At 69.5% G+C, this 13977-nt stretch carries 16 protein-coding genes and 2 pseudogenes; 16 read left to right on the forward strand and 2 right to left on the reverse strand.

The annotated features are described in order from the left end of the window. The first annotated feature begins 13 nt into the window (after positions 1-13). Both ACZ60B_RS33840 and ACZ60B_RS33845 read left to right on the forward strand, forming a co-directional pair. Positions 14-2491, forward strand: coding sequence for a SpoIIE family protein phosphatase (locus ACZ60B_RS33840; protein WP_469393886.1), 2478 nt, complete (start codon positions 14-16; stop codon positions 2489-2491). Between the two features lie 241 nt (positions 2492-2732). Beyond that, positions 2733-3089, forward strand: coding sequence for a DUF6479 family protein (locus tag ACZ60B_RS33845; RefSeq protein ID WP_469393888.1), 357 nt, complete (start codon positions 2733-2735; stop codon positions 3087-3089). A gap of 249 nt (positions 3090-3338) precedes the next feature. On the opposite strand, the gene ACZ60B_RS33850 is transcribed toward ACZ60B_RS33845, so the two are convergent. Then, entirely contained in the window at positions 3339-4529 is a 1191-nt protein-coding gene (locus ACZ60B_RS33850; protein WP_469393890.1) for a zinc-dependent alcohol dehydrogenase, read from the reverse strand. A 535-nt stretch (positions 4530-5064) separates the two neighbouring features. Then, positions 5065-5247, reverse strand: a pseudogene (locus ACZ60B_RS33855) (hypothetical protein); the annotation flags it as partial. Positions 5248-5660: 413 nt separating this feature from the next. Here ACZ60B_RS33855 and ACZ60B_RS33860 point away from each other — a divergent pair. The 14 genes and pseudogenes from ACZ60B_RS33860 to ACZ60B_RS33925 all read left to right on the forward strand — a co-directional run. Beyond that, complete coding sequence (locus tag ACZ60B_RS33860; RefSeq protein ID WP_469393892.1) at positions 5661-5969, forward strand: gas vesicle protein GvpO; 309 nt, start codon at positions 5661-5663, stop codon at positions 5967-5969. A 66-nt stretch (positions 5970-6035) separates the two neighbouring features. Beyond that, complete coding sequence (locus ACZ60B_RS33865; protein ID WP_469393894.1) at positions 6036-6467, forward strand: gas vesicle structural protein GvpA; 432 nt, start codon at positions 6036-6038, stop codon at positions 6465-6467. Positions 6468-6470: 3 nt separating this feature from the next. Beyond that, positions 6471-7184, forward strand: a complete 714-nt coding sequence (locus tag ACZ60B_RS33870; protein ID WP_469393895.1) for a GvpL/GvpF family gas vesicle protein — start codon at positions 6471-6473, stop codon at positions 7182-7184. 58 nt (positions 7185-7242) lie between these two features. Beyond that, entirely contained in the window at positions 7243-7500 is a 258-nt protein-coding gene (locus ACZ60B_RS33875; protein WP_469393897.1) for a gas vesicle protein GvpG, read from the forward strand. A gap of 63 nt (positions 7501-7563) precedes the next feature. Beyond that, positions 7564-8151, forward strand: coding sequence for a hypothetical protein (locus tag ACZ60B_RS33880; RefSeq protein ID WP_469393899.1), 588 nt, complete (start codon positions 7564-7566; stop codon positions 8149-8151). Continuing rightward, the gene (locus ACZ60B_RS33885) at positions 8144-9334 is read left to right on the forward strand and encodes an SRPBCC family protein (RefSeq protein ID WP_469393902.1); all 1191 of its coding nucleotides are present in this window, start codon (positions 8144-8146) and stop codon (positions 9332-9334) included. Before ACZ60B_RS33880 ends, ACZ60B_RS33885 begins: the two co-directional genes overlap by 8 nt. 33 nt (positions 9335-9367) lie before the next feature. Continuing rightward, a complete protein-coding gene (locus ACZ60B_RS33890; protein WP_469393903.1) occupies positions 9368-9826 on the forward strand; it encodes a gas vesicle protein in 459 nt (152 codons plus the stop codon). Further along, complete coding sequence (locus tag ACZ60B_RS33895; protein WP_469393905.1) at positions 9819-10622, forward strand: GvpL/GvpF family gas vesicle protein; 804 nt, start codon at positions 9819-9821, stop codon at positions 10620-10622. Before ACZ60B_RS33890 ends, ACZ60B_RS33895 begins: the two co-directional genes overlap by 8 nt. Further along, positions 10619-10858, forward strand: a complete 240-nt coding sequence (locus ACZ60B_RS33900; protein ID WP_469393907.1) for a gas vesicle protein — start codon at positions 10619-10621, stop codon at positions 10856-10858. The genes ACZ60B_RS33895 and ACZ60B_RS33900 overlap by 4 nt, the downstream gene beginning before the upstream one ends. Positions 10859-10860: 2 nt before the next feature. After that, positions 10861-11220, forward strand: coding sequence for a gas vesicle protein K (locus ACZ60B_RS33905; protein WP_469393910.1), 360 nt, complete (start codon positions 10861-10863; stop codon positions 11218-11220). A gap of 50 nt (positions 11221-11270) precedes the next feature. After that, the gene (locus ACZ60B_RS33910) at positions 11271-11681 is read left to right on the forward strand and encodes a hypothetical protein (RefSeq protein ID WP_469393912.1); all 411 of its coding nucleotides are present in this window, start codon (positions 11271-11273) and stop codon (positions 11679-11681) included. Between the two features lie 254 nt (positions 11682-11935). Further along, positions 11936-12634, forward strand: a complete 699-nt coding sequence (locus tag ACZ60B_RS33915; protein ID WP_469393919.1) for a nucleotidyltransferase domain-containing protein — start codon at positions 11936-11938, stop codon at positions 12632-12634. A 443-nt stretch (positions 12635-13077) separates the two neighbouring features. Further along, positions 13078-13707: pseudogene (locus ACZ60B_RS33920) on the forward strand (transposase family protein); the annotation flags it as partial. 57 nt (positions 13708-13764) lie between these two features. Next, positions 13765-13977, forward strand: a 213-nt coding sequence (locus tag ACZ60B_RS33925) for an SMI1/KNR4 family protein (protein ID WP_469393913.1), incomplete at its 3' end; no start/stop codon positions are given.

The raw sequence follows: 13977 nt of genomic DNA on the forward strand, positions 1-13977 counted from the left end.
AAGCCGACCCACGGTGAACGCCGACGAACCCGTACCACCCCAGCCGGCAGACGCGGCCCCGCCGCACCCGAGCAGCGATGCGCCGACGGTGCCCGCCGCGCGCGGGGCCTCCCGCCGGCGCGAAGTCCCGCCCGCCCCCGAGGCGGACTCCCGCAGTGCCGAGACCGGCACGGCAGGACGGCTCGCCGCCACCGTGGAGCGACTGCGCAGAGAGGCTCAGGAAGCCCAGTCGGCCGCCGACGGGCGGGCCCTGGTCGAGATGGCCAAGGGCATTCTCATGGGCCGACTGGGATGCGGTCCCGCGGAGGCGTCCCGGCAGTTGGCCAAGCTGGCCGAACAGTCCGGGGGGACCGTGCTCGGCCTCGCCGTCGATGTCATCAACCAGGCCGCCCGCGACCGCGTCAGCGACGTGGCACAGCAGTTCCTGCGAACAGCCGTCGCCGAGCCCGCCTCCGACAGCGGCGCGTCCGTCCGGCTGCGGACGGCCGAGAGCCGCGTGCTCGCGGCCACCGACTCGCAAGCTGTCGCCGCCGCCCTGCTGGAGAACGCGCTCAGCCCCCTGGGCGCCCATGGCGTCGCCATCTGGGTGGCAGGACCCGACTCCTCACTCACTCTGGTCGGCCAGGCCGGATTCACCCAGGAGGACGCCGCCCGCTGGCGCTACGTGCCGCCCGAGGTCGCCACGTGCGCCAGGCTCGCCCTGACCAGCCGGGAACTCGCCGCTGTCACCAGCCTCTCCGAAGTCGGCATTCCCACCATCGGCCGACGCCGGCACCCCAACAGCGGCCGCATCATGGTGCCGGCGGGCACCGGAGGACGCATCCACGGCGTCCTGGAGATCAGCTGGCCCGAGGCGCTGCCCCCGCAGCCCCCGCAGGTACTGCGCCAGTTGGAGGCCCTGGCCGAACTGTGCGCCCACACCCTGGAGGAACAGGCCACCTACGCTACGCCCGCCGCCCCCGACACTCCGCACCCGGCAGCCGTCGCCGAACTCACCGACCTGGCCGACCACTTCTACGACCCCGCCCTCATCCTCACCCCCAGCCTCGACGACGACGGGCGCCTGGCCGACTTCCGCATCCATCACATCAACAGCCGCTTCGTCGACCCGGCAGGCCGACCGCGCTCGATCGTCAACGGCGCCCGCTTCCTCGAGGCCTATCCCGCAGCAGCCGAGGGCAGCGGCCTCTTCGACAAACTGGAGCGGGTCTACGCCACGGGAGAAGCCTGGCAGGCACTGCGTACGCCACTGACGGCCCTCGTCGGCGAGGTCCCCCTCACCACCGTCGCGGACGTGAGCATCAGTCGTCACGGTTCGGCCCTCCTGCTCATCTGGAAGATCGAGGACGAGACGGCACGGCTCGCCAGCCTCCTGCAACACGCCCAAAGACTCGGCCGGGTCGGCGGCTTCGAGCAGAACATGCGCACCGGGGAAGTCAGTTGGAACGGGCAGCTGTTCACGCTCTTCGGACTGCCGACGACGGCCTCGCCGGTTCCCCTCGAGGACCTGCCGGCCCATGCCCACCCCCACGACGTGAACTCCATCGGCCGGTTCCTGCGGACCCTGCTGCACCGCCTCGGCGAGTCGTCCGTGGACTTCCGACTGCTGCGCCCCGACGGCATCACCCGCCACATCCGGATGGTGGCCGAGCCCGTACTGGACGACCATGGGCACCTCTACTCGGTACGGGGTGCCTGCCAGGACATCTCCGCACAGCACTGGACCGAGGTGGCCCTCGCGGCGACCCGTGACCAGCTCGCCGACAGCGAATCCGAATCCGCCGAGCGCAGCAAGCTCGCCCTGCAACTCCAGCACGCCATCATGCCGCCCGCACCAGCCCCGCTGGAGGTACCCGGGTTCCGCGTCGCGGTGCGCTATCGGCCGGCCGAATCGGAGTCGCTCGTCGGCGGGGACTGGTACGACTCCGTGGTCCTTCCCGACAACAAGATCCTCCTCAGCGTGGGCGATGTCGCCGGGCACGGCATCCGGGCCGCCACCGGCATGGTCGTCCTGCGCAATGCCCTGCGCGGTCTCGCCGTCACCGGAGCCGGACCCGCGCAGCTGCTCTCCTGGCTGAACAGAGTCGCTTTCCACCTCACCAGCAATCTCACCGCCACCGCTGTCTGCGGAATCTACGACCCCCGGAGCAGGACCCTGTGCTGGGCCCGCGCCGGCCACCTGCCACCCGTCCTCGTCCGCGGGACGAAAGCCCAGGCGTTCCCCCTCACCCCGGGACTGCTCCTCGGAGCGCTGGCCGACGCGACGTTCACGGAGGAGGAGGTACGACTCGAGGCCGACGACATCCTCCTGATGTACACCGACGGGCTCCTCGAACGCCGGGACATCGCGGTCACGGACTCCCTGAAGCAACTCCTCACCGTGGCTTCGCGCACCGCGGACTCACTGGAAAAGCGCCTCGACAACCTCCTGACCTACAGCGCGTCCGACACCGACGACGACACCTGCCTCATCGGGATCGAGGTGCACTGACCTCGCGCAACGGTGCGGAGGCGTCCCGCGCCGCGGGGACACGCAGCGCAGGAACGACGGCAGTCGCCGCGGTCACCGACTGCGGGTGCGTCGGGCTTCGGCGACGGCGGGACCCGCTTCCCGTCCGTCAGGGACGGACTCGTGTCCTGCCTGGAGCGACCGCGCACCGGTCACCTCCCCTGTCCCTTCCCCTTGCTCGCTTCCTGCGCATTCGATGCCGGAGGGTGGGTATCCGGTGCGTATGCACACGACATTTGAGCAACTGGCCGTGGCCGGCTCGGCGGCGGGGACGCTGATCATCGTCGTCTGCGGTGTGCTGGTGACCGCCCTGCTGGTGGGAGCGGTGTCCATGGGTATCCGCGTACGCCGTCGGGAACCCGCGCCGCCCCTGCCCTCCGAACAGCCCACACTGCCCCCCTCCGGTCCGGTCCGCGAGGAGCGGAGCCGGCGTGAGCCGAACGAGGTACCCCAGGTCAGAAACGAGGGCCGCCTCACCCCCTCCCAGCTCGGCAATGACCCGACCCGGCCCATCCGGAATCAGCCCCGCCCCCGCCGCCGGCCTGGCTCCGAAGGATCGCCTGGCGGAGGCGAGAAGTAGGACGCCGACGGCCCCGGCCGTGGAAGCGAGAGCTGGGGCCCGCCCACGGGTCGTCCATGACGAGCGGATTCGGCCGTACGCTGCCAGGTCCGGGGGACGGGCGAGGCGACGGCAGATGTCCCCCTGACGTCCCCCACAGGCAGGCTCGGCATCGGAGGGGATGTCCTCGGTGCAAGGCGTGGGGGAGCGGCCCCGCCCTGCGACGACGTGCTCGCGCGGGTGGGCGGCGTCATCGGGATCAGGTCGCGGTCACGGTCGCATCAGGATCTTGATGGCGCCGTCCTGCTTGCGCTGGAACATCTCGTACGCGTGCGGGGCTTCGGCCAGTGGCAGCCGGTGCGTGGCGAAGTCCGCGACACCGAGCGGATCCTTGTCCGTGAGGTAGGGCATGATCTGGTCGCTCCACCGGCGGACATTCGCCTGGCCCATCCGCAGCTGGATCTGTTTGTCGAAGAGGGTGAGCAGGGGCATGGGGTCGGCCGTGCCGCCGTACACGCCACTGAGCGAGATCGTGCCGCCGCGCCGGACCAGGTCGATGGCCATGTGCAGGGCACCGAGCCGGTCGACGCTGAAGTGCTCGGCGAGGGGGGCGCTGATCCTGCGGGGCAGAAGCGTGGCGGCCCGCTGCGTGAGCCTTGCCGTGGCGCTTCCGTGGGCTTCGGTGCCGACGGCATCGATGACGGCGTCCGGCCCCCGTCCGTCGGTCGCGTCGCGCATGGCGGCGACGAGTTCCTTCTCGTCGTCGTAGACCGTGAGGTCGTATGTGCGCACGCCCCGGCGGCCCGCCCGGCCGAGACGCTCGGGCACCAGGTCGACGCCGAAGACCCGCCCGGCGCCCCGAGCCAGGGCGATGCGGCAGGCCATGTCCCCGATCGGGCCGAGGCCGAGGACAGCCACCGTGCCACCGGGCGGGACGGACGCGTATTCCACGGCCTGCCAGGCCGTGGGGAGCACGTCGGACAGGTAGACGAAGCGGTCGTCCGGCGGCCCCTGGGGCACCTTGATCGGACCGTACTGTGCCTGCGGGACGCGCAGGTACTCGGCCTGGGCACCGGGGACCGCGCCGTAGAGACGGGTGTAGCCGAACAGCGCGGCGCCCATGCCCTCGCCGGTGACCTGTGTGGTCTCACACTGGGTCGGCAGGCCGTGCAGACACATCCAGCAGGCTCCGCAGGCGATCTGGAACGGCACCACGACCCGGTCGCCCACCGAGAGGTCGGGTACGTCGGAGCCCACCTCCTCGACGATTCCCATCGGTTCGTGGCCGAGGACGTCGCCCGGTGTCATGAACGGGGCGAGCACCTCGTACAGATGGAGATCCGAGCCGCACAGGCCCGTGGAGGTGATGCGGATGACGGCGTCGGTGGGCTCCTCGATCCGTGGATCGGGTACGTCCTCCACGCGGACGTCGCGCCGCCCCTGCCAAGTGGCTGCCTTCATGATGTCTGTCGCCTGCCTTCCCACATACGGGTGGGGCCCCCGTGTGCACGGTCGGAGTGCGGATGCCGGGTACCCGCAAGCGGTGACGGTCAACACCCGGTTCCGCGGATCGCTCGCCGTGATCACGGTGATGCCGATCGCCGTGCTCGGGTCCTCACGCGTTCGCCGCGTCCCGTCGACGGGGGCGCAGGCAATCGGTCTCCGCCCCCGGGGTCCGTCCGAGGTCGGCGGACCCCTCTGCGCACGGCAGAATCACACCGCCCTCTCGTCCGCCGCACGGGTGGCCACCCGCACCGCTCGCATCACCCCGTAGCCTCCGCCCGCGTCCACGTACAGCTCGGTGGTGTCGCCGATGCTCTCGTGGGCCTGCACCCATCGCTCCAGGTCGCGGGTCGCGCACCTCCCCAGGCTTCCCCGATCTTGGTCCCGACGCGGGGGACGTCCTGCTCGGCCACTCGGTCACTCGGCCACTCGGCCGCGCGTCCGCCGGTCCTGACGGCAGAGGTATCCACCCGCAGGACGGTCGGCCGGTCGTTCACCGCTGCCCCGCGGTGTGCCGGTGCGGCAGGAACTCCTGCACCTTGGCCTTGAAGCCCTGCCGGACCGTGGCCGCCCGGTCGCTGTCGCCCTTGAGGACGGCGGCCGCGGCCGATTCGATCTGGTCGAGGGTGGCGTGCGGCGGGATCGGCGGCCCGGCCGGCGGACGGTCTCGGACGAGCTCCTCGCGGAGGTCCGGAAGCAGTGTCTTCTCCGAGCGGTCGCCGCTCAGGTGGCGGGCGAGCCCGGCTTCACCTCGGGCCTGCCGGGCGGTCGGGAGGACGCCGCCGCCGACGCGGAGGAGCGGGAGCTACCCGAGGCGTGGGATCGCGCCGACGCTCACAGCACGCCGATCCGCCGGGTAGGACCGACGATCCCGGCTCACGTCCTTCCTTTTCCGGGGCAGGAATTGACGATTCATCAGTCGAGATCCTTCGTGCTCCTCCGCGGAGCACGCGACCCCCCACATGAACGAAGGAACGATCTCCCGATGCCGACCGCCAGGCATAAGTGTGAGCCTCCTGGGAAACCGCATCAGAAGTCGTTGAGGGTGGCGAAGAACGCCCTCAAAAAATCTTTCGGCAGGCGGAGATCATGAGCACCACCGACGACAAGAGCGAAAAGCGGGACGACGCCGCGGATGATCGTCTGGATCTTGCCACCGTGATACAGCAGGCAAGTGCCCAGGTCTCCGCGCTGCTTCAATGCGAAGCGGTGATGGTTTCCGCGGTGGAAAGCACGGATGACGGATGGTCGGCTCATGTCGAGGTCGTCGAACTGGAGCGGGTGCCGGACACGATGAGTGTCATGGCGTCCTATCGCATCGAACTCGACCGCCGGGGCAACCTCCTCGCCTATGAGCGGCTGCGCCGGTACGCCAGGGGCCAGATCGACCGCCGCTGACTCAAGAAGGCGCCCCGCGTCCTCACGTGGCGCGGCGCCGGGACGGATCAACGGAAGGAGTCCACCATGTCACTCGTTCAACAGAGCAGTGCCACCTCCCAGGGAAGCGGATCAGGAAACCTCTACGACGTCCTCGAACTCATTCTGGACCGGGGACTCGTCATCGACGCATTCGTGCGGGTGTCCCTGGTGGGAATCGAGATACTCAAGATCGACATTCGCGTCGTCGTCGCCAGTGTCGACACCTATCTGCGGTTCGCCGAGGCGTGCAACCGTCTCGACCTGGAGTCGGGGCGCAAGGCCCCCAGTCAACTCACCGATCTCGTCGGTGACATGACCGAGAGCGGTGCGAAGGGGAAGTCGAAGGGAGCCTTGACCGGGGCGGTCGAGGCATTCACGGAATCCCTTCACGGGAACCGCGAGGAACCCGAGGAACAGCCGCGCAAGCGTGCGGCGCGCACGTCCAGCCGCCAGTCCGCTTCGCGCCGCGAGGAGTGAGAAGTGTCCACCTACGTCTATGGCATCACCGGTGCCGACCACCCGCTGCACCTCGATGGTGTGCCCGGCGTCGGCGAGCCGCCGACTGCGCTCCGGGCCGTGCGCACCGACACGCTGACCGCGATCGTCAGTGACGCACCTGAGGGACTGCGCGCCAAGCGCCGTGACGTGAGGGCCCACCAGAACGTCCTCGAGGTGCTGATGGCCGAGGGCGCGACCCTCCCCATGCGCTTCGGGCTCCTCGCCCCTGATGACGAACAGGTCGCGCTGGCGCTCGACTCGGAGGGCGACGGCTATCGCACTCGCCTGGCGCAGTTGGACGGTCACGTCGAATACAACCTCAAGGTCGCCCGCGACGAGGACGACCTGCTGCGCGAGATCGTCCTTCGGTCCGACCGTGTGCGGGAACTGCGTGAACGGACCCTGGCCGACCCCGCCGCCCACGAAGAGCGTCTCGCCCTGGGCGAGATGATCTCCCACGAGGTGGAGGCGCGACGGGCCGAGACAGTCGACGAACTCCGCGACGCGCTGGCTCCGGCCGCGACGAGCGTGTCGGCGGGCGAGCCCGGCGCCAACCACTTCCTCAGTCTGTCGTTCCTCGTCCGGAGCGCGGAGACGCAGGCGTTCGTCGAGGTCGTGCAGCGCGAGGCCGACCGGCGTGGGGACGCCTTCACGTTCACCCTCACGGGCCCGCTCCCGCCGTACAGCTTCGTCTGACGGCCGTACCTGCCGTACCTGCCGCACCTGTCCGTCGACGCATCGGAAGGAGTCGGCCATGGGCCTGATCACCGGCATCCTCACTTTCCCGCTGGCACCCGTGCGGGGAACGGTCTGGGTCATCGACCAGGTGCTCGCCGCCGCGGAGCAGGAGTACTACGACCCGGAGCCGGTACGGCGCCAACTGGCGGCACTCGAAAGGCAACTGACGGAGGGCCGCATCTCGGAAGAGGAGTACGACCGCGGCGAGGACGAGCTCCTCGACCGCTTGGAAGAGATCGAGCGCCACCAGCGGGAAGGCGGCGGAATCCCCTGATGATCCGTAGCGCCCGATGACCGGTGACGAAGGACGAAGGGAAGAGACCGAGGTGCACACAGGATGACGAAGAATGTGAAGATAGCAGTCGCTCTGGTGGGCGGATATGTCCTGGGGCGAACGAAGAAGGCCAAGTTGGCCATGGGGCTGGGTGTGTTCCTGGCCGGCAAGAAGCTCGACCTCGACCCCAGGCGAGTCGGCAAGCTGATCGCCAACTCACCCGCGCTCGGCGGTCTCAACCAGCAGGTGCGCACGGAGCTGGTGGAGGCCACCCGTTCCGCCGCCACCGAGGCGCTCACCCAGCGCGCGGCCGGTCTCGCCGACTCGCTCGCGAAGCGCACCCGGGCGCTGGACTCCGCCCAGGCCGTCACGGGAACGCTGCGGGGCGACGAAAGCGACGAGCCGGACGACGCCGCCGACGACAAGCACGACGAGCAGGACGATGAGTCGGGCGGTCGCGGCGGCAGGACGTCCGCGGGCGGCGGTCGCACGCCGGCGAAGCGGGCTCGCTCGGCCACGGAGGGCACCGCACGCCGCACCGGTGGGGCGGCCCGCAAGCGGACCGGCTCCGCGAAGTCGGGCGCGACCCGCTCGGGCGCCGCGAAGAAGACGGCCGCGACCCGCAAGAGCGGTGGTGAGGACAATGGCTGACTCCTCCCTCGGCAAGGTCAGGAGCGACGTGCTCGCCAGCCCCGCCACCGACCATCTCAAGGAAGAGCTGCGCAAATATCTGCTCGCCCGCGTCGAGCACACCGTCACCGGCCTCGGCCGACGGCTGGGCGAAGGGGTCACCAGGCTGGCCGAGCCGGGCGGCGGAGCCGGCGGTGCGCTCAAGAGCCTCGCCAAGGGGGGCCAGGCGCTCAGCGAGGGCAAGTCGCCCGGGCAGGCGGCCGTGACCGCGGGCGTCTCCCATCTCAAGGAGACGGTCAAGAAGATGTTCGGCAAGGGTCGCAAGTCGGGCGGTGGCAAGTCCAAGAGCGTCACCATCGTCGAGGACATCGACGTGGGCGTGCCCGTGCGCGAGGCGTACGACCAGTGGACCCAGTTCCAGGAGTTCAGCACCTTCGCCAAGGGGGTGGTGAGCGTCGAGAAGGCGGACGACACCACCAGTAACTGGAAGGTGAAGGTGGCCAAGTCCACCCGCAGTTGGAAGGCCAACGTCACCGAGCAGATCCCTGACGAACGGATCACCTGGACGACGGAGGGCGCCAAGGGCACGGTCAAGGGCGTCGTGACCTTCCACGCGGTCACCGACGACCTCACCAAGGTCCTGCTCGTCCTCGAGTACTTCCCCAAGGGCCTGTTCGAGAAGACGGGGAACATCTGGCGTGCCCAGGGGCGCCGTGCCCGGCTGGATCTGAAGCTGTACCGCAAGTTCATCATGATGCGCGGAGAGGCGACGGACGGCTGGCGCGGTGAGATCCAGGACGGAGAGGTCGTCGTCACGCACGACGACGCCGTCGAGCGTGAACAGGCGGAGGAATCGGACCAGGCCGAGGGATCGGAAGAGTCCGGCGAGCCCGAACAGGGCGACGGGTCCGAGCAGGGCGACCGGGAAGACGGCGACACCCACGCGGCCGAGGACGAATTCGCCGACGAGGAGCAGACCGACGAGCCCTACGACGAGGACGACCTCGACGGCTACGAGGACGAGTTCACGGACGAAGGCGAGGAGGACGAAGGCGAGGAGCCGTACGAGGACGACGAACCCGAGGGTCGTGACGAGGAGGACGAGTCCACCGACGGCCGGCCGGACGACGTCGAGCCCGAGCACGACGACGAGCCTGCTCCCCGAGCCTCCCGGCGCCGGCGCGGCGCAGCCGCGCGTGCGTGATCCGGCACCGGACGACTGACAAGGGTTGACGACGTGTCCGAATCACTCAGCGGCCGCCTGCCCGCTCCCACGCGGGCCGCGCCCGCGTACGCGGGACAGGGGTCGTCCGCGAACCTGGCCGACATCCTGGAGCGAGTCCTGGACAAGGGCGTCGTGATCGCGGGCGACATCCAGATCAATCTGCTCGACATCGAGTTGCTGACCATCAAGCTCCGCCTGCTGGTGGCGTCCGTGGACAAGGCGAAGGAGATGGGGATCGACTGGTGGGAGCACGACCCCTCCCTGTCGTCCGGCGCCCCGCCCGCCTCCCGTGCTCCCTCGGCCGAACTGAGCGAGGAGAACGAAAGGCTGCGCGCCGAGATCGCCCGCCTGCGTGCCGCCTCCGCCCTGGACGCGGGGGACCATGCCGCGGCACCCGCGGGAGGCGAAGAGCCCGCGGAGGCGAACCGCACGGTAGCGTCCCCGTCTCAGGGGAAGGCCGGACATGAGTGACACGCAGATGTGCTACGTCTACGCCGTCGGCCAGGACGACCGAGCCCTGGCTCGAGTGACGTCCCTGGTCACCGGTGTCGACGCTCATGCCCTGCGGCTGGTGCGCGGCCGCGGTCTGGCCGCTCTGGTGTCACCCGTCCCGGCCGACCGCTTCGACGAGACGAACCTCACGGCGGAACTGGAGGACCTGAGCCGCCTGGAGAGCCTCGCCCGAGCGCACCACGCCGTCGTCGACGAGGCTTTCGCCCAGGCGACCGTCCTGCCGATGCGCCTCGCCACGGTGTACCGCGACGAGGCGAGGGTGGTCGCCGTGCTCGACGAGCAGCACGAGCACTTTCAGGAACTGCTGCGCGTGTTCGACGGTCACGTCGAGCTCGGCGTGAAGATCTACGCGGTACCGCACTCGGCACCGGTCCAGGCGGAGGCCGAGTCGGCGGCCTCGACGCCCGGCCGCGCCTACCTGCGACGCCGCCGAGCACAGCGGAACACCGCGCAGCGCGCCTACGCCGCGGCGTCCACCGTCGCGGAGGCCGTGGGGCGGGAGGCGGACGCGCTCGCCACGGCGCGCGCGGTGCACCGCCCGCAGCAGGTCGAATGGTCGGACGGTCGGGGTGAGAACGTGGCCAACGAGTCGTATCTCGTGTCGCTGGACACGGTGGACGAGTTCCGCAGGAGCCTGAGCGCGCTCGCGCGTGACGAGCAAGGCGTCAGCGTCGAAGTGACCGGCCCGTGGGCTCCGTACTCCTTCGCGACGCAGACCGCGCGGGAGGGCGCGAGCAGCGGGCGTCCGACATGAGTGCGCAGCCCGCGGAAACCCGGTCGGCCGATCATCTGGCCGGGCCTCCCGTTGCCCTCATCGACCTGCTCGACCGCCTGCTGAACGGCGGGGCCGTGCTGACGGGTGATGTCGTGCTGAGCATCGCCGACGTCGATCTGGTCCACATCAATCTCCGTGCGGTCATCCGATCGATCACAGCGACCGAGCCGGCGCCCCACTGCGCTCCTCCCCGGCCGCGCTCAGAGGAGTTCTGACCATGCGGGAAACACCTGGGGACCTCTTCACGAAGGACCCTGCGGATACGTCGGGCACGGTGCACGCCACAGTGCGGGGAAAGGTGCACCAGCGATGGCAGACAGATTCCGACACGGTGGAAAGGGACCTCATGAAACTGGTCCTCACCATCGTCGAACTGTTGCGTCAACTCATGGAGAGGACCGCGATCCACCGCGTCGACCAGGGAGACCTGTCCGATGACGAGGAGGAACGTATCGGCATGACACTGATGATTCTCCAGGAGCGTATGGAGGAACTGTGCGAACGGTACAACCTCACCATGGATGACCTGAATTTGGATCTCGGCCCCCTGGGTTCGTTGCTGCCGCGTGACTTCTAAACGATTCGAGCACCCAGTTTTACGTTGACTTGACAGGAAAGAAGAGCATCATGACCACCGAGAACAAGAACACGAGGAATTCGACCACCGCGAGCGCCAAGAAGGCCGCCACTTCTCGGACCCGGACGGCGCGTGGCGCGGCCGACCAGGCCAAGGAGACCGCGCGGGAGGCCAAGAAGTCCACGGCGTCCAGCGCCGAGTCGGCCGGCGACGCCGCCCGGGGTGTGACGCGCACGGCTGTCCTGGGCCTTGAGAGCGGGCGTCAGATGGTCGAGGCCAACGCTGCGAAGGTCGTGGCGGTAGCCGGCTCGGCGTGGACGGTCATCAAGCACCGCAAGGTGATCGCGGCCGGGGCGGCGGCTGCCGTGACCGGGGTCGCCGGAGCCGCGTTCGCGGTGGGCCGCTCGACCGCGAAGCCTCAGATGGGCCCCCTGACCCGGCTCACCGGGGGACGAATCTGACCGCTCCCGGCAGCTCGGCCGGACCCGGTGGCGCTCAGGTCTGCGCGACATCGCCAGGTGCCTTCCGCGCCGTTCCTGTGCCACCGGGTCCGATCCGTGGGTCACGCAGGACCGACTTCCGTAGGCCGGTCAACCGCGGCAGCAGCAGACTCCGCGTGCCGCGATCGGACAGGACCGTGGAGACCAGGAGCGCCCGGTGTGATGCGGTGCACTCGCCCTCCGACGGGACCGATGTCGGCACGTATTCTGCGGTCATGGATGACCCCGTACTCACCGCCCGTGAACTGGTGCGGGACCGTTTTCCCGCCGCCCGGGCGGCCTTCCTCGCCGGCAGCGTCCTGACCGACCGCCGGACGATCGCCTCTGACCTGGACATCGTGATCCTCTTGGACGGGCCGCCCGCCCCCTTGCGGGAGAACCTGGTGTACCGCGGCTGGCCGGTCGAGCTGTTCGTGCAGACAGAGGCCGCCTGGCACGGCTTCGCCGAACAGGAGACCGCGAAGCGGAGTTCGCCGCTGCTCGCCATGTGTGCAGACGGCATGCTCCTGGTAGACGCGGACGGGCTCGGCGCAGCGCTCCAGGACGAGTCCCGCAAGCGTGTGACCGCGGGCCCGCCGCCGCTTTCGGACCGCGAGCGGGACTACGAGCGGTACATCCTGTCCGACCTGCTCGATGACCTGCGTGGCTGCGCGGACCCTGTCGAGCGGGTGTACTTGGTCGCGCACATGCTGCAGCGCGCATCGGAGCTGGTCCTCCTGGTCGGCGGGCACTGGCTCGGCAAGGGCAAATGGCTGTCCCGGCGGCTGGCTGCGGCCGACCCCGCGATGCACCGCGCGTTGTCCGAAGCCGCCACGCAGGCGATGGCCGGGGATACGAAGCGCTTCTCCGCGGTCGTGACAGAGGTGCTGGACCTGGCTGGCGGCCCCCTGTGGGACGGGTACGCCATCCGCTGAGCAGGTGGGGCGCAGTCACACCACCAGAGGTGTACGGCTGCGATCAGCCTGCTGAGGCCTGTTGTTCGGCGCGGGCGCAGGCGCGGGTGGTGGCGAGACTTCGGCACCCACTGGTTCATGTACTACCGCGAAAACGGCTGAGCCCACCGCGACAGCGCAATGTGCGCCGGCGCGCTGCGGTGGCGCATGTGACGGGCGGAAGGGGTCACCGCCGCCACGTGCCCACGTGCGCGGAGCACCGTCGGTAGCGTGACGGCCGTGATGGTGGGAACCGAAGAAACCCGGCTGGTCTTGCTGCGCGGTAACAGTGAGCCTTTTCCGACCTGCCGATGGTGACAGCGTGTTGGACGGTTCAGCGAAGCGGCGAAGCTCCTGGTGGACGGGTTCTCGACCAAGATCACCCGTACTGCCAGGAGCTTCGCGTACTTGTTTGCCCGTCGTCGATCGACCTGTCCAGCCGCACTCTGCGGTACCTGACCGGGCAGCTCGCAGGCCGCCGCAGGAAGATCGGTACCCGGTGGCGGCGGCTGGCGGCCGGGCGTCAGGCCCTGCTCGCCCTGGCCCACCTGCGGTGCGGTGACACCTGTGCTCAACTCGCCGCCGGGTTCAGCATCGGGATCGCGACGGTCTACCGCTACATACGCGAGGCTGTCGATGTTCTGACCACACTGGCCCCCACCCCGGCCGAGGCGATGACGGCGGCCCGGACGAAGGCGTTTGTGATCCTGGACGGCACGCTGCTGCCGATCGACCGGATCGCCGCCGACACCCCGTACCACTCCGGGAAACACAAACGCCACGGCATGAACGTGCAGGTCCTCGCCGATCCGTTCGGACGTCTACTGCGGGCCTCGGCAGCGCTGCCCGGCTCGACTCACGATCTGACGGCCGCCCGGCACCACGGGATCATCGACGCGCTCACCACTGCGGAGCTGAAGTGCTGGGCGGACAAGGCGTATCAGGGGGCCGGCGGTCCCATCCGAGTCCCGTTCCGGGGCCGTCGCCTCAAGCGATGGAAGCGGCGCCAGATGTTCGGACGAGCCAAGCTCCCCCTGCTCCGCAAACGCGTCCTCCTCACCGCGGCACAAGGCGGCCACCGTCACCCGCTCTGCCCTTGATAGAACTGCCTCATGAGTTCGAACGACGACCGGATCGCGCAGGTCGAGCACCACTTCGGAGTCCGGTTTCCCCAGGACTACCGGGACTTCCTGGGTACTACAGGGAGTCTGAGCCAGTTCGTTCCTCCCGCTGACGACTTCCTCGTGATCGATGCGCCGGACGAGCTCATCGGCAACAACACAGCTGGTGAATTCCAGGAACGCTTCCCCGGCGCCGTCGTCATC

The sequence above is a fragment of the Streptomyces sp. NPDC104096 genome (assembly GCF_055584385.1).